Raw genomic sequence first — 17,647 nt, forward strand, 5'->3', positions numbered from 1 at the left:
GTAAAAGACCAGCTGGTTAGAACAGCCTGTTCAGACCATCCAGAGCCGCAACACGATAGGCTTCAGCCATGGTTGGGTAGTTAAAGGTGGTGTTAAGGAAATACTTGATATTGTTAACTTCACCCTTTTGAGACATAACCGCCTGACCGATATGAACGATCTCTGAAGCCTGGTCACCAAAACAGTGTATGCCCGATACCTCTCCGGTATCACGGTGGAACAGAATCTTCAGCATACCGACTTACTCACCGGTAATCTGAGCTCTGGCCAAACGGGCAAACAGGGCTTTACCTACTTCATAAGGCACAGATTCTGCTGCTAGTTCTTCTTCGTTTTTGCCCAGCGAACGGATTTCAGGAATAGTGTAAATCCCTGTTGGTACTTCATTTACAAAGCGCCATTGATCAGCCTGCTCCATATTACCGGCCGCCGAACGTCCCTGGTCATAGGCAGCACTGGCAAGGCTTGGCCAGTCGTCCCATTTCAGAGTGGCCAATTCTAGGGTCAATCGTGTGGGAATATTTCTGGCCATCGACTTCATAGAAATTCAGATAATCACCTGATGTTGCCACGGCTTTGTCCGTTAATGAAATCAGTGCCGGTAATTCATCGCCAGCTATGCCAGAACCACGAATTAACAGAAGCCATTGTGAACCATCAGGCTTAAATACGGACGTTCAACTTCACCGCCAATCTCGACCATATAATTGGTGATACCTTTTGACTCCAGCACAGCAGCCACTCTGTCAAATAAGAACCCTTATCCCTGAAGCATAAATATAAAAGCTCTAAACAATTTTTTTATTGCTCTTATTAGGGGGCATTGCATTAAGAGAACAATCTGAAAATAGATTTCTTGAAAAGACATAAAAGAAAGCTAATATGAATAATCATAAATATGTATGTACATCAGTCAAAACAAAAGTACCGATGATGGGTGCGAAGTCACACCTCATGACCGGGGACCATATGAAGCTATTTTATTTCATCACGATACGCACCACTCTCATCCTGACATTTCTTTCCAGTGCTCTGTACAACAGTAATATTTTCGCTGATGAAATTGACTTTGAGCAAGATATCGTTCTTCGTCAATCATACACAAAGATGAAAGACAATACAGACTGGCTTTTTGCTACATACGGATACAGGGCAGCTAAAAATCCAGCATTAACTATTGGTTATAATCCCGAAAACAACCTAATGACGTTCGAGCCTCACACGGGCCTACTTTTTCTCTTTCAAATCACTCAATCGGAATTGCACGAACAAGGTGTCCTTCCTAATACAGAGGAAGATTCATTACATCCTAAAATCAAAGCCGAGTTTCTCAGACTCACCCAACTTTCAATGGAACACAAAAAATCAAAAAACATATCAGCAGATCCAGAGTCGAATTCTGAACCGGATTCAGAACCGTATAATAAAGAAAGCACAAAAAAAGGACATCAGTCCAAAGTTAATAAAACTGAATCCGGAAGTAGAATAAAGAGCGAGCTGGAAAATCTATCTGAAAAAGAAATAAAAAGACATATTGATCAGGGAATAACACCAGCAACGTTCGTTTCATATAACTTACCTGATGAAAATGAGTTTTCCTGGTTATTTCAGCATTTATCACATATAGCAACGTGGCCGACATTCACTGCTGAAGACGCAATTCATGGTACAATTTTCCATCGATTTGAAGAGAGTATCAGCTTTGACACATTTCTAAAAATCATGAAGTTTACAGTGACACAGAAGACTACACCTGACTTAGCCTTATTAAGGCCTGAAATTGCATTGTTCTGGGACATGGCAAAACAACCCTTACCCATTGAAAGACCCATTCCAGAATTCATTGAATTAGTTTCCATTATTCCAAGTAATGAAAATCCTCCTACTATTTTTATGGGAAGACAACAAACTCATCCAAAATCAATTATCTGGAGAGAACAAAAAGGCATCAGATATCCACACTTTGATTTACTCCTATTCAAAGAGAATCTGGATAATGATGAACTGATCATTACCCATGAGCAGCCTGACAAACTCGCTATAGATTTAATTGACCTGATGCTAAACGACAAAGGTTTACTCCGTTGCTCTGACCCATTTTTCAATCGACCCGAACAAGAAACTATTCAACCAGTTAGCATTGAATCGACTCAACTTTCTCTTCAGGAAGAAATCTGTAAGCCGAAGCCTAGCCCAATTCAGGAGGCTCTATTAAAACTAGAGGACAAAATAAAATCAGATACCGAGAAAAGGGCAGAGATAATTAGAAAGAGACAATCTTTGGAAAGTCAGGAAGAAATAAAAGCCTTTGACGCAGCTCTTAAAAAAGAAGAAGAAACCAGAAGAAAGGAAGAAGCTTTAGAAACCAAAAAACTAACAGAACTATTTGAAGCCTATCACAATAAAAATAAAAAAAGAGAACTATCACAAAGAACAGAGACGTTACCCATCACCACAACTACTGAAAAAGCGGCGCATACCCCATCAACCATCGATAAAACCAAAACTGAAGCACTAGTCGTCGATAAAACTGAAACATCTGCTTTGGACAGATCAATATCTGAATCAAAATCCAAACCAAGATCAGAGAAAAGAAAAAGTTTCAAAAAAAAATCATTTAAAAATGATCGAAAGATCTGGAAAGGAAGCGCCCCTAAACCTTCTAAAACACCCGACAAAGACCAGTCAAAACCCATCATTGAGACCGAGCATAAAAAACCTGAGCACATTCGAGTACTACAGCAGCTTGAAGCAGTTTTCAATAAATATAACGTTCCTGAACAAGATCGTTTTCACTATAGATCTTATCTTGCCCACCCTTACCTACTTGAACATCACGATCGAATTGCTGTTATAAACTCTTTAAGAGTATTTTTCAGACTTGACGACCTTAATTTACTAGTAAAAGAAGAAACTCTAAAAACAGTTCATGAAGAAATTGATTCCAGTACTTTAAGCCGAAAGAGAATAAAAACTATTAAGCAGCAGGTTAAGAAGGGCATAGAGCTAGAGATCAAAGCTGAAAGAGAGCATGGTAAGAATGATTACATTCAACAAAAAGTTGAAAACAAAAAATTCACTCAACGAAAATCAACAATAAAAACCATAGCGGCACAAGAATATGACGAAGAAACCGTTTACCTTGTTGATCAAGCACTTAAGGATCAGTATGAATTACGACTACTGAAAGCTTATGATCAAGCTGCAGAAATATTGCGACAAAAATCTTTTTTTGATCGAAAGCATCTTTCATTTGAACTTATTCCCATTGGCATGGAGCTTCATCAAGATGCTTATTCAGCAGACTTTGAAAAAAGACACCCAGGCATCGGCATGGTTAAAGAGCTTGTAAGACCATTAGGTTTTGAAGCAAAGGTCGTCAGCAAAAAGTTACAAACTGTTCATAAAAATGACAATCTTGCGGATGAATGCAGGGCATATGGAGAAGATGAAGGAGAAACTTTAAACAGACTACAGGATACACCACATAGAATTAAAATAGACGGTGAAATTGAAGATTACCTTAGCCAGCACACACAAAAGACTCCCTCTGCCTTCAGGAAGGCATCAGGAAAGCGGCCACTTCCCACAAGTCTTCGCTATCCAACGCCCATGGCGTCTGCCCACCTTCCCTCTCTTTCCAGGACACCCTCTAAACCTGAGGTTTCTTTATTGGGCATGTCACTGACTGACAATGAAAAAGTGGAAATTGCTACTGTACACCGCCCTACTTCAACTACTACTAAACAGCCAACAAAGATAAAGCACAATACATCTTCCAGTAAAAGCGAAGAAGATACTTCTCAAAGTGCTAAAAAAGCTGACCTTTTAGAGCCGCAGACTGGTGCAGAGACAACGACAGAGGCTGTGCCAGGACCTATCACAGAACATCCTGTAAACCCTGACATAGCTCAGAGTGAGAAAGGATCTACCTTCAGTACAGCTTTTGACAAAGCAGAACTATTACCTTCATTTGAAAGCAGCTCCAGCTCTACACAGGAAAATGAAGTACTCCCGAACAGTGCTGAACGATCTGAATCAGGGCTACCAAAAGCAAAGACTGTTCGTGAAACAATCAAAAGGCGTCCTGTGAAAGTGCCTGAGTGGGCAAAAAAGTCAGGTGTTTTTCAGGAAGAAACCGAACAAGAGCTGTTAGATTCGGCTAAAGGACTTGAAATCACGGAAGCATCAGCAGCTTCGTCCAACTTTGAGTCTGCACAAACGACTGAACCGGGCACTTTTCAACGTTCGATTACAACTGAGTCTGAGAACAAGTACTCTCAAAGCCGCACAAGCTATGAACTGGAAACTAATCTGGCTAAAGACCTTGGTAAAGACGTCCTGAAAACAGCCTATTTCTGGTTCACTGCTCAACTCATTCGTGACTATTATCAGACAGGCGGCGTGCATACCGTTGAACAGATCGCTGACTCTATCGAAGGGTTACTCCAAATGACCGGGTTTGGGGATCCTGAAAGGGTTTCTATGATGATGACGAGTTTGAAAGAATCCTACAAGGCACCTGAACCACAGAATGGCGTATTACAATACGTAGCAGCTCCGTTACTGGGCTCATACCTCTGGGGGAACTACTTTACCGCTATCAGTTACTTCCATGAGTCTCCAAGTACATTCAGCCTGCATAATGTAATAACAACCTTTAATACCGCAGCAATGCAGACATTCTCGGACCTGACCTGGAATGGTGACCACCTTTTAATGCTGTTCAGCCTGTTGCAGGGATTTGACTCAGTCAAAGAGCTGGAGTCGCACCTTAAGGTCAAACGAAGCATGGCCAGAAAACAGTTTATTAATGCCGACATCTCCGAGGAAAAGTACCAGAAACTTGCTGATGAGACTGCAGAATGGCTGTTGAAATTAAGTCTTCCGAACTGGGAAGACTATGTTGATGCTGCTGCTGAGAGCCTTTCTGACACGATATCTCAAAGCGAAATCTATGACCTGCAATTATCAGCCCATAGTGACAGCTCGTATCGAAAAGCATACCCCAGCGTGACAAAATACATTCGCAACAGATCTAAAACTTTACAACCACTGAGACCTGTGGGCAGCCTTGTAAATCATGCGCTGGCCTACTCTTCTGCCACCACCACTTTTAGAGCGGTTGCCAAGTACAGTCGAAACGTAATTGTTCCAAAACACCCTGGATTTGCATCTGTATCCAGATTCCTCTCAGGCCAGCCTCTCTCTTACAGCAGAACAAAAATGAGCCTGATTCCGACCACCGCTGTATTCTCTGTCATAGGTGCAGCCAATATGCTGACAGGTGGCGCAGTTCTTATGGGAGCAAGCACAGCTTACGACGGCCTGTTTAATGAGTTTGGCTGGGCGAAACAGGTACTTGAACCCACCTTCAACTGGATTGACGGCAGCCCTGAAAAACCGGGACCATGGGTGACAGGGCTAAATCACCATTTACCACGCCTTTCTCCGGGTCACCAAGAATCATACTGGTACACGTTAGCCTCTGGCATCGCGAATGTTGCCACTCAATGGTTATCCACGCCCTTCAGCCATTCAACCGCCTATCAACCCGATAACGACACGACAAAAGTAGATTTCAACACTCACCCTTCACCGTTACTGATTCCAAAGCAGACTCATGTGAAATATAAAGATGATGAGTTTACGCACATGATGAGAAAGGAAAAAGAACAGGTTTACACCCCTCGAGTTATTTTACCCTAGGGGTGTAAAAAATCAGTCGGTTAGAACAACCTGTTCAGACCATCCAGAGCCGCAACACGATAGGCTTCAGCCATGGTTGGGTAGTTAAAGGTGGTGTTAAGGAAATACTTGATATTATTAGCTTCACCCTTTTGAGACATAACCGCCTGACCGATATGAACGATCTCGGAGGCCTGGTCACCAAAACAGTGTATACCCAATATCTCTCCGGTATCCCGGTGGAACAGAATTTTCAGCATGCCGACTTTCTCACCGGTAATCTGAGCTCTGGCCAGTCGAGCAAAAAGTGCTTTACCTACTTCATAAGGCACAGACTCTGCTGTTAGCTCTTCTTCGTTTTTGCCCAGCGAACTGATTTCAGGAATTGTGTAAATCCCTGTTGGCACTTCATTTACAAAGCGCCATTGATCAGCCTGTTCCATATTACCGGCTGCCGAACGTCCCTGATCATAGGCAGCACTGGCAAGGCTTGGCCAGCCAATAACATCACCTGCTGCATAGATATGATCAATACTGGTTTGATAGTTCTCATTTACATCCAGCTGACCACGGTTATTGGCTTTCATACCAATACATTCCAGCCCCATATTCTGGGTGTTACCTGTGCGGCCATTGGCCCACAACAGAATATCGGCTTTCAGTTTCTTACCGGATTTCAGGTGCATCACGACACCGTCTTCCAGCGTTTCAACTTTCTGATATTCTTCATTATGGCGAACGATTACATTCATCTTGCGAAGCTGATAACCCAGCGCGTCCGATATTTCCTTATCCAGGAAAGACAGTAGACGATCACGGGTATCCACCAGATCTACCAGCACGCCAAGGCCTGAGAAAATAGACGCATATTCAGAGCCGATAACACCAGCGCCATAAATAATCATACGACGTGGAGTCGTTGTCAGCTGAAGAATAGAATCACTGTCAAAGACATTGGGGTGTCGAAAGTTAACGTCAGCAGGCTGATAGGGACGAGAGCCCGTAGCAATCAGAACATTATCACCATGCAGCTTCTCGGCATGGCCGTTTTCCTGCTGCACCTCAATGGTGTGCTCATCAATAAAGGAAGCATGACCGAAGTAGAGATCAATACGGTTTCGGGCATAGTACATGGTTCTGGACTGAACCTGTTTCTGAATAACCTTCTCTGCGGCTTTCAGTACTTTAGGAAAGCTGAACCAGCGCGGCTCACCGATTTCTCTGAACATGGGGTTGGTGTTGAAATCCATGATCTGCTTGACAGAGTGTCTCAACGCTTTGGACGGTATGGTGCCCATATGAGTGCAACTGCCGCCGACAAAAGCACTCTGTTCAACCACCGCAACTCGCTTACCGAGTTTTACGGCATTCATGGCTGCGCCTTCACCAGCCGGACCGGAACCCAGTACTACCAGGTCATATTTACCTACGCCCATTTAATTCCCCTCAAAGCATTCCGGTTTATTATTGTTTGATCGTTGACTATAAATGGATAATTTACAGAACCATCACTCACCTGTTCTGGCAGGTTGTTATTATTGAATCAGGGCAGCCATCGATAATGGTTACCCTGACAGTAAAGTAACTGTCGTTACTTTTTATATTTTTCCAGCATTCACGGCAATACGACTAATGGTCAGCTGCTTTTTTTATCAGACGCGGTTGCGTCATAAAACAGATGATCCAGATTTTGTCCCTGAGCGGCTGCTTCAGAAAACGGATCGTTTTTATCGGCACCGCCACAAATCATACAGCCGTCTTTCAAGCCCAGTGTGCTCAGACCTCCACAGGAACCCTTAATCGGTTTATTGGCAAAAATTGCGCCAATGGCCATCATAGCGATAATGGCCAGAAAGGCACCAAAAGTAATCATCAATGTTGTCATGCCTTTTCCTCCTCGAGCCAACCAGGTTTTTACCGGCTGGCAGAATATTCAGTGAATTGTTTCTAAGTATGGCTTGAATGCATCACTACTGACAGATTCAAAGCTGCCATCCGAGTGATAGGTAAAATAAGCCGCTATGTCTTCACGATTCGCCAGTTTCAGGCCTTCCTTATCACCCAGCACCATAAACATGGTCGCCATAGCATCAGCCTTTGCAACAGTATCTGCAATCACTGCAACTTCAGCCAGTCGTCCCATTTCAGGGTGGCCAATTCTAGGGTCAATCGTGTGGGAATATTTCTGGCCATCGACTTCATAGAAATTCAGATAATCACCTGATGTTGCCACGGCTTTGTCCGTTAATGAAATCAGTGCCGGTAATTCATCGCCTGCTATGGCAGAACCTCGAATTAACAGAAGCCATTGTGAACCATCAGGCTTAAATCCGGACAGTTTAACTTCACCGCCAATCTCGACCATATAATTGGTGATACCTTTTGACTCCAGCAAAGCAGCCACTCTGTCAACGCCATAGCCTTTGGCAATCGAACTCAGGTCAACATAAAGATCCTTACCCCGAGTCAGGGTGCCCTCTTCTTTATTGACGACAAGACTCTTATATCCAACACGTGCTCTGGCGGCATCGACATTAGACTGCTCGGGCAACTCGGCGGGATAATTTGCCAGCATCCACTTAATGAACTCAGGCGCCTTTATATCCTGCATTTCATTACCCGCCTTTTGACCCGGTTTTCCTTTGATAGTTCTTGGCCCAAAACCCCAGACATTCACCAGAGGACCCACCGTGACATCGTAGGCTCCGCCAGAAAGTCTGGAGATATCCAGACTTAATTCAATCACTTCCAGTAGTTCAGGAGATGCCCTGAATGGTTTACCAACAGGATAGCCATTGAACTGCATTAGCTCAGAGTCCGGTCGATAGGTAGACATGCTGTCGTTTATCTGTTCAAGCAACTGATTAATTTCGACTTTGAGATCAGGGGCTGAGTGTTCAAAATAATTACTGCCATAAGAAATACTGTAGGTAGTGCCCATGGTTTTGCCCTGAAACTCTTTTAACTGGGGGCGCTGTACCAGCACATAAAAAACGGCCACCAGCAATACAAGGCCAGTAAAAATCGATCGTTTGTGGGATCGGGTCAACAACACAAAACTCCTGTTTGAAACCGAAAGTGGCCAATCGCCAGTGATAAGTCTAAAGAAGCCGGCGATTTTATCATCAGCCCTCTCTATAGTCATCCGACTCCTAAATGAGTACGTCACCTCATAAAGAGGGTAAGTACCCGGACATATGAATCCATATGTCATTTCCCCGACTACTGCGGGGAAATGACAATCTATTATTCGATTACCTGCGCCTACATACTTACAAACTCTCACCGCCATAGTATTCCTTTAGTATTAACGAATACACATTTGTTTCTTATTGGAAATTTTTGTCTTGATATGAAAACAAGGCATTGATAATCTGAACAGGTGTCATCCGTTTTTGATCAGCCAATAGTTTCATCTGTTTAAGATGTATAAAAAAACAGTTATGTAATAAAAGACAGCAATGGCAGGGCAGGCAATGGGACTGAGCATATTTGACCTGTTTAAAATAGGAATTGGTCCTTCTTCATCGCATACCATGGGTCCCATGGTAGCTTCCAACCGCTTTATCAATGACCTGGATAGCCGCGCACAGTTACTCTCTGTCCACTCGATTCGCATAGATCTTTATGGTTCGCTGGCATTAACAGGTAAAGGTCACTGCACTGATACCGCAGTTCTTCTTGGCTTACAGGGTGAACAACCAGAGTTGGTTGACCCTGACAAAGTGCCAGGAATCATTGAACAGACCATTCAGAATCAAAAGCTGAAGCTTTCTGACTCACACACGGTTGATTTTGATTACGACACCGATTTCCACTTTCATGAAGCTGTTTTTCTGGCTGAGCACCCTAATGGCATTGAATTCACTGCCTTTGACCGCATGAAAAAGCCACTGCTCAACCAAACCTATTTCTCCATTGGTGGCGGCTTTGTTCTGCACAAGGATGAAATGACGGTAGCCACCAGCCAACAAAGCAAACCTCTGCCCTACCCTTTTGACAATGCCGAACAACTGCTGGAACTGGGGAAGAAACACCAGCTAACCATTGCCGAGATTGTGCTTGAGAATGAACGTCAGCTGACGGCCAGCAACACCATCACCAGGGACCTGTTGAACATCTGGTCAGTAATGGAACAGTCCATAGAGCGTGGCTGTATACAGACCGGTGTATTACCAGGAAAGCTTCAGGTGCAACGGCGTGCAGCCAACATATTTAAAACTCTTAGTCATTCCACCTCTGATGACCAACTAGCTGTGCTGGACTGGGTCAATCTTTTTGCCCTGGCAGTCAATGAAGAGAATGCGGCCGGCGGCCGTATAGTCACCGCACCCACCAATGGCGCTGCCGGTGTTATTCCGGCCGTACTGGCTTACTACGACCGGTTTGTAAAAGGCAGTAATGAAAAGGGTATTGAAACCTTTTTAGCCACCGCTGCAGCCATCGGCATGCTTTATAAAAAGAATGCGTCTATTTCTGCAGCAGAAGTAGGCTGTCAGGGCGAGATAGGTGTTGCCTGTTCAATGGCCGCAGGAGCACTCTGTGCGGTGCTCGGGGGAGACAACGAGCAAGTTGAAAATGCCGCAGAGATTGGTATGGAACACAACCTTGGGCTAACCTGCGACCCTGTCGACGGGTTGGTACAGGTTCCCTGTATTGAGCGAAATACCATGGGGGCAGTAAAAGCCATCAATGCCGCCCGTCTTGCTCTACAAGGCACAGGGCAACATCAGGTTTCTCTCGATAACGTGATTAAAACCATGCATCAAACCGGCATGGACATGCAGGACAAATACAAAGAAACCGCACTGGCAGGGCTGGCTGTTAACGTCGTCGTTTGTTGATTGATACATTCAGCTTCCTGCCACGCCAAATAATAAATGCGAGATGACGTTTTAGTCTCGCAACAAAAAATACTAAAAAATCATGAGCACAACATTAAGACCAACGACTGTCAGCATCCACCGGACAGTCCGTAACGAAGGTAGCACTATGTCTGCTGAGCAACAGGCTGGCCAGTCATTCAGCCAAAGCCGTACATTTACTGACCGACACATCGGGCCTGACCACACTCAACAAAGAGCCATGCTCAGTGCTCTTGGTCAGAATTCATTAGCAAGCCTGATTGACCAGACTGTTCCGGAAACTATCCGTTCTGCGCAGCCACTGGCTCTGCCGGAAGGCCTTTCCGAAGTCGATGCTCTGAGCGAGCTTAAAAAGCTGGCCAGTCAGAACACTGTCAATAAATCCTATATTGGCATGGGTTATTACAACACCCATGTTCCGGGCGTGATTCTGAGAAATGTGCTGGAAAACCCGGGTTGGTACACGGCCTACACGCCTTACCAGCCGGAAATATCTCAGGGCAGACTGGAAGCACTGCTGAACTTCCAGCAAATGATCATCGACCTGACCGGCATGGAAGTGGCCAATGCCTCCCTGCTGGATGAAGCTACAGCCGCAGCAGAAGCCATGGCGCTCTGTCGTCGCAGCAACCGCAGCAAGAACCAGGTGTTTTTTGTGGCTGACGATGTCCATCCACAAACCATTGATGTCATCAAAACCCGCGCTGAATACATGGGCATTCCGGTCGTTGTGGGTAACCCTGTCAGCGAGCTGGACAAGCATGAAATCTTTGCGGCCCAGTTACAGTATCCTGGCAGCTACGGTCATATCACTGATCTGCCGTCTATCATTGCCGGTGCCAAGGCACAGAAAGCCATGGTGTCTGTCGCCACTGATCTGATGGCATTGATGTTGCTGAAATCACCGGGCGAACTGGGTGCCGATATTGCGCTTGGCAGCAGTCAACGCTTTGGTGTGCCTATGGGCTTTGGTGGCCCACACGCTGCCTTCTTTGCCACCAGTGAAAAGCTTAAGCGTTCTATTCCTGGCCGTATTATTGGTGTCTCTGTTGATAGCCGTGGTAATCAGGCTTACCGCATGGCGATGCAGACCCGCGAGCAACATATACGTCGGGAAAAAGCGACATCCAATATTTGTACGGCTCAGGCCTTGTTGGCTAACATGGCTGCTTTCTATGCGGTTTATCATGGCCCGGAAGGCCTCAAGTCCATCGCCCAGCGCATTCACCGCCTGACCACTGTCCTGTATCGTGGCCTCTCAACACTGGGCATTCAGTGCAACAGCAGTTTCTTTGATACGCTGACTCTGAATGTTGGCAGTCAGCAGTCCGCTATTTACCAGCGAGCTCTTAATTCCGGCTGTAACCTTCGCCGCATTTCCCATGATCGCCTTGGTATCAGTCTCGATGAGACCACCACAGCACAAGATGTAAACCAGCTGTTTAATGTCATTCTTGGTCCTGGCGCCGATCTCGACATATACGAAATCGACCAGCAACTGACGGTGTTTGGCATTAAACCTGAACAGTTGAGAGAAGATGCGGTTCTTCAGCACCCGACATTTAACCGTTACCATTCAGAAACCGATATGCTCCGTTATCTGAAGCGCCTGGAGAACAAGGACTACTCACTGACCCACGGCATGATTCCTCTGGGTTCCTGCACCATGAAGCTGAATGCCACCGCCGAGATGATTCCGGTGTCATGGCCCGAGTTTGCCAACATTCACCCTTTTGCTCCGGTGAATCAATTAAATGGTTACCAGACCATGATCAGGGAGCTTGAAACATCACTTGAAGAGATCACTGGCTACGACAAAATCTCCATGCAACCCAATTCCGGCGCTCAGGGAGAATACGCAGGTCTGCTGGCGATTCGTAACTACCAGAAAGACAATGGTCAGGAACAGCGGGATATTTGTCTGATTCCATCATCAGCACATGGCACCAATCCTGCCTCTGCTGCCATGGTTGGCCTGAAAGTAGTCGTGGTTGATTGTGATGTAAACGGCAATGTCGATGTTGAGGACCTGAAAGCAAAGGCTAAGAAGCACAGTGATCAGCTTTCCACCCTGATGATCACCTACCCGTCCACTCACGGTGTTTACGAAGAGCGCATCTGTGAAATATGCGACATTGTCCATCAGCATGGTGGCCAGGTGTATATGGATGGCGCCAATATGAACGCGCTTGTGGGCATCGCCAAACCGGGTAAGTTCGGTTCCGATGTTTCGCACCTGAATCTGCACAAAACCTTCGCCATTCCACACGGCGGTGGTGGTCCGGGCATGGGTCCCATTGGTGTCAGAAGTCACCTTGCTGCTTACCTGCCAGATCACAGTGTCAGCCCGGTTGTGGATAACAAAACAGGTCTGGGTGCGGTATCTGCTGCCCAGTACGGCAGTGCTTCCATTCTGCCTATCAGTTATCTCTATATAAAAATGCTGGGAACAGCAGGTCTACAGAAATCCAGTGAACTGGCCATTCTCAACGCCAACTATATGGCTGAACAGCTGGCAGGCCATTACGACATTCTTTATCGCGGCCGCAATGATCGTGTCGCCCATGAGTGCATTATTGATATTCGGCCACTGAAGGAAAGCAGTGGCATCACGGAAGAAGATATTGCCAAACGACTGATGGATTATGGCTTCCATGCGCCGACCATGTCTTTCCCGGTGGCAGGCACTCTGATGATTGAACCGACAGAGTCCGAATCAAAAATGGAAATTGATCGTTTTATCAGTGCGATGATTGCTATTCGGGAAGAGATCCGCAAAGTGGAAAGTGGTGACTGGAGTAATGAAGATAATCCTCTGATCAATGCGCCCCACACTATGGCAGATCTGGTTGAAAGTGACTGGCAGCACCCATACAGTCGCGAAGAAGCCATGTTTCCGATCAACGATACGACAGCAAGCAAGTACTGGCCCACTGCCAACCGGATAGATAACGTTTACGGTGATCGTAACTTTATCTGCTCCTGCCCTTCTATCGACAATTATAAGTAAACAGACCAGACAAGCAGGGTAAAAAGTGTGTACTCTCACTCTTTACCCTGCTGCTTCATCAATGTTCCATTAAACTTCAGAGGGATTGTGAAGGTATGGAAAGTGTGTCTGAGGTGATACTGGTCGAAGTTCCCCCATATCGACACCTGATTCTTCAGGCTCTGAAGGCAGCATAGAGTATTCCTGTAATTCATCAGCACTCATTCCGTCCAAATCACAGTTCTCTACTATCTCCCCCAAATCAAAAGGTGTTTTTAATCTCTCTTCAGCTTCTTCAGCCGCTCGAAAAACATCAAACAACTCAGCTTCGGCTGGGTTATTAAGGTATGGAAAACAACTCAACGGTGAAACGGGTATAAACTCTTTATATGGACCAAGCTTTGCTGCTTTTTCCTTGTACTTTTGCACCTTTACAGGAAACTCTGCCCTATACCAACCTTCGCAAAGCATTCGACCAGCCCGCTTTACCATGTTTGGTCGTAAATCACCTTCTTCTCCGAAATAAATATCATCCATCCATTGGTCACAGGTCTCAAATTTTTCAGGCTGAGTGCTATTTTCATCTGGTCGCCTGACACTGCCTCTGGTTATTGTTTGCAAACTTTTAATAATGCCAAAAGAAAAATCAGCTATCGTTTTTTTAATCACCATTAAACAGTTCATGGCCTTCATTGAATTCCTGCCAACCCACCCACGAAACTCTTTCACTTTCCTGCCAAATACACAGCCACCAGAATTGACTCCAGCTGCTGCGATGTTTCTATTGCCATTCTGATATGGATGGTTCAACGGGCTGTGTCTATCATCTGACTGCAATGTATTCATATGCTCCCCTCCTCCTTTAAATTCAAGCCATAAATATTCACTTATATTGAAAGGGATATTCGATCAAACCGCTTAGAGATACACTGACAGAGCTGTCAATAACACTAACCATTTATTCTGCTCAGTGATTAATACAGAGGCATTGGCAACAGTGAAAAGCCTGAAACCAGAGAACAGTTAAAAACAATAATAGCTATAAAACCTGACAGACGCATAAACATCACTACACACCTTAAGGACGTCTTTGTAAGGTAAATATATCTTTATATTTTTTATCTACTGGCTTTCTGCTCTATATGGTTTCAGTCTGCGTCCATACTGCTATTCAATCGTTACTATTGCTGTCATTGCTGTCACCCATGCTGTCATTCTTCCGCTTGCCACTGCACTTTTACTCCGAAAATTGATCAAAGCTCATAATAAAACCCGGAGACAGGCAATGCTAAACGGAACCCCAGCACTTGGCGCAACAGTCAATTTGATTACACCTCATGACAAACCAGTGGGAAGAGGGCGTGGCAGGTCGAGTGGTGCTGGAAGAACTGCATCAACAGTACCTCGACCAGGCGGTCTATCAATACAAACCGGGGGGAAACCTAAGGATATTGTAAAAACGGACATCAGCCATCGTACACCTCAGACAACATCAAAAATGCCTTCTGCAGCTTTCAGGGCTCATGCAGAGACAGTTATCCAGGAACTGGGTAGCCTTCAATACAACAGGGAAGAACCTTTTTCAGCCTGTATTCTCATTGGCAACCAGTACAAAACATTGCTTACAAAATGCCAGGTACCCTCTGATGACTCTGAATATTTAAGATCCATATTCAGAGAAAAATTTGTTGAGTGTCTGAGCCCCCTCATTACATTCATTGAAGAAGAGATTCACTGCCAGAGAGGTCGTCTCTATCTCCACCCGCTCATTCAGGTATTTAGCCACAGCTCCATCCTGATGAAAAAAACCGGGTGGTCTCACCCGATCTTCAAAAAAGCCTCTGCCAAGTTACATGAGTTCGTACAAAAGGAACTGGAATATATTCAATTTCGTCAGAAATTCAACGACAGAAGACATCTGGATGAAGCCATTCGAGGACTGGAAAAATTACTGGCCCCAGATGGTATTTGCCTGAATAGGCACTATTTCACTAAAGAAAAATATGACGAGTACAGAGCAGAACTGGAAATTTGCAGAGCTCCGCCAAGATCAAGAAGACTGCAACCCGGAAGAATTCAGAGTACTTTTTCAAGCTACATAGCAAACGGAAAGCTGCTAGAAGCCGGTAAGTTTGTCGTCAAAAACGATGGCACTTTTCTCGAAGCAAGGATGGTAAGAGATATACTCCGTCATGACCTTGAAGAAATCACCGAAATGATCAAAGGAGATTTATCTCACGCTGAAAAGCTTATATTACTGCAGGCCCTCAGCAAATACGCAAAAGAATTTTACCCCGTCATACAACACATACCCTGTATTATCAAAAGTCTGAGACTCTTATGCTCCAGCCTCGTCGAACAAACATATGTGACAATTATTGAGGGACAAAAGCTTCAGCATAAACTTGAGTCAAATGCTGTTCGCATGATCAGCTGGTTGGAAAAAAACAACCTATTGACCAACACTTGCCGACAATTAATGACTGCGGCAGAAGCTACCCCTGGTCAGTTAAAAGTCAGTACTGAAACACTAGAATTGTCTTATGAAGAAATTAATAGTCGCATTAACGAAGTCTTCCTCTGCTTCCCTAAGGATCAAACATTGAGAGAAACCAGTAAAGGACTAAAACTGATAGCTCCATTACTGCAGAATAAGGCCGCCATCCTTACCTATAGCTGGGGACAAAGATTCAAACAGCGTTTAGAAAATATGGAGACAATTGCTTTTACAGAATGCTTCTTACCCATTCTTAAAGAGAGAGATAGAGCCGCTAATGCAGGTGCAAATTACGAGGGTCAGATTGTTCGAATGGAAAAGTATTTGTCAAGGTGCATCGAAAGTCAGGAGTTTATTTCAGCTCTTAAGCCAAAACAATTAAAAAACTGGCAACTAACGGCCTGCAAGATCTGGGCACAAGGCCTGACCAGATTGAAAGAAAAAACAATTCTGGTTGAAGATGATATTGATTTCATATTAGAACTACAAAAGCAGGCTCCAGAATTACCTTGTGGCTTCACTCGAACCCGTTTTTTACAAGCTGTTGATAATTTGTCCAGAATGGCTTCTGAAAGCAAGGAAGTACGGCCGAAGCTTGCAGAAAAACTGAAAACGATCATGGACTGGTGTAACGAGTTAACCTCAATACACGGCTGTAAACTTCAGGATCGTGAGCAGAGACTCATACAAAGGATTCACCAAAACCTCAATGGATTTACTGGCCGCCCTCACATAGCCGCGGCTGTGACCAAACTATTACCTAACGAGGCAACAGTTTGTACACAGATACGTAAACCTGCATGCACTCAACAAGATCTTCATAGTACGCCCTCTGAGCATTCTCGAGACAGTGGCCATCGCATTATTAAGCAACTTGCTACTTCTGGTGCAGTTCCCAGTCAAAAGCGACCACTGCCGCTGGCAGACATCGCCGGGAAGCTACTGACGGTTGCCGAACTTGAACAAACATTGTTACGCGAAGCGTCAACAGAAGCTCAATCTGACACGTTACTTGCCGCTGCCGTGCCAACGTTCTTTCTACTACCTGTAGTGATAGTGCCTGTCCCGGTATTCTACGTCACCGTGCAGGATCCTACTAAAACGCTATCAACTGAACTGACTCGAACCTTTAATCAGCTGGCATCGGCTGTGAACATTTATCAGCAGCAATACCGTTCAAACAGCATTGATTTCAGTGCATTTCTTTATAACATTCAGGAAGGTATCAGAGAAATTTATCAGATTCTTTCCCAGGCTTCCTACGAACAGAGCACTCGCGCTGCTTTGTTTAATGCTTTTCAGCAATTTCTTTATCAAGATGACGGTGGAAGTATTGCCGACGCTATTGAAAAACTGCTCTGCCAGCACCTTCAGGAAGGGCAGGTTCTTGAATATTTTCAGCTGAAGTACATGGCAACACTGCTGTATAAACTCAGGGCACAATTGGGTCTTTCTGCCCCTGAATCCCATGTTGTGTTTGAAGGCCACCCTGGAAGGTAGGTGGCTTAATCACTGCATTTGAATTGAAATGCCAATACCGTATCAGCAGGGTATGATCGTCAACTTCTCTCTGAGTATTTTCAGTGAAATATTGACTATCATCAGGAA

Annotated in this window: 9 protein-coding genes and 1 pseudogene; 4 read left to right on the forward strand and 6 right to left on the reverse strand. The window is 44.8% G+C overall.

Translation table 11 applies throughout. The annotated features are described in order from the left end of the window. Positions 1–16: 16 nt before the first annotated feature. Positions 17–472, reverse strand: a pseudogene (locus tag EOPP23_RS16335) (NAD(P)(+) transhydrogenase); the annotation flags it as partial. Further along, positions 444–641, reverse strand: coding sequence for an FAD:protein FMN transferase (locus tag EOPP23_RS21850; protein WP_153767239.1), 198 nt, complete (start codon positions 639–641; stop codon positions 444–446). The gene EOPP23_RS21850 and the pseudogene EOPP23_RS16335, both read right to left, overlap by 29 nt. Before the next feature lie 241 nt (positions 642–882). Between EOPP23_RS21850 and EOPP23_RS16350 the strand changes: the two genes are divergently transcribed. Continuing rightward, entirely contained in the window at positions 883–5,709 is a 4,827-nt protein-coding gene (locus EOPP23_RS16350) for a hypothetical protein (protein WP_153767052.1), read from the forward strand. Positions 5,710–5,729: 20 nt separating this feature from the next. Here EOPP23_RS16350 and sthA read toward each other — a convergent pair whose 3' ends face one another. The 3 genes from sthA to EOPP23_RS16365 form a co-directional block, all read right to left on the reverse strand. After that, positions 5,730–7,124 (reverse strand): Si-specific NAD(P)(+) transhydrogenase, encoded by a 1,395-nt coding sequence (gene sthA / locus EOPP23_RS16355; protein WP_153767053.1) that lies wholly within the window; start codon positions 7,122–7,124, stop codon positions 5,730–5,732. A gap of 200 nt (positions 7,125–7,324) precedes the next feature. Further along, complete coding sequence (gene nqrM, locus EOPP23_RS16360) at positions 7,325–7,573, reverse strand: (Na+)-NQR maturation NqrM (protein WP_153767054.1); 249 nt, start codon at positions 7,571–7,573, stop codon at positions 7,325–7,327. 48 nt (positions 7,574–7,621) lie between these two features. Beyond that, positions 7,622–8,740 (reverse strand): FAD:protein FMN transferase, encoded by a 1,119-nt coding sequence (locus EOPP23_RS16365; protein ID WP_194842641.1) that lies wholly within the window; start codon positions 8,738–8,740, stop codon positions 7,622–7,624. A 424-nt stretch (positions 8,741–9,164) separates the two neighbouring features. Between EOPP23_RS16365 and EOPP23_RS16370 the strand changes: the two genes are divergently transcribed. Continuing rightward, positions 9,165–10,532, forward strand: coding sequence for an L-serine ammonia-lyase (locus EOPP23_RS16370; RefSeq protein WP_153767056.1), 1,368 nt, complete (start codon positions 9,165–9,167; stop codon positions 10,530–10,532). 148 nt (positions 10,533–10,680) lie between these two features. Next, on the forward strand, positions 10,681–13,563 hold the full coding sequence (gene gcvP / locus EOPP23_RS16375) for an aminomethyl-transferring glycine dehydrogenase (RefSeq protein WP_153767057.1): 2,883 nt from the start codon (positions 10,681–10,683) through the stop codon (positions 13,561–13,563). Positions 13,564–13,632: 69 nt separating this feature from the next. Here gcvP and EOPP23_RS16380 read toward each other — a convergent pair whose 3' ends face one another. Continuing rightward, positions 13,633–14,214, reverse strand: coding sequence for a hypothetical protein (locus EOPP23_RS16380; protein WP_153767058.1), 582 nt, complete (start codon positions 14,212–14,214; stop codon positions 13,633–13,635). 613 nt (positions 14,215–14,827) lie between these two features. Here EOPP23_RS16380 and EOPP23_RS16385 point away from each other — a divergent pair. Further along, a complete protein-coding gene (locus EOPP23_RS16385) occupies positions 14,828–17,539 on the forward strand; it encodes a hypothetical protein (protein WP_153767059.1) in 2,712 nt (903 codons plus the stop codon). Positions 17,540–17,647: the final 108 nt, after the last annotated feature.

Source organism: Endozoicomonas sp. OPT23 (assembly GCF_009653635.1).
Lineage (GTDB): Bacteria > Pseudomonadota > Gammaproteobacteria > Pseudomonadales > Endozoicomonadaceae > Endozoicomonas_A.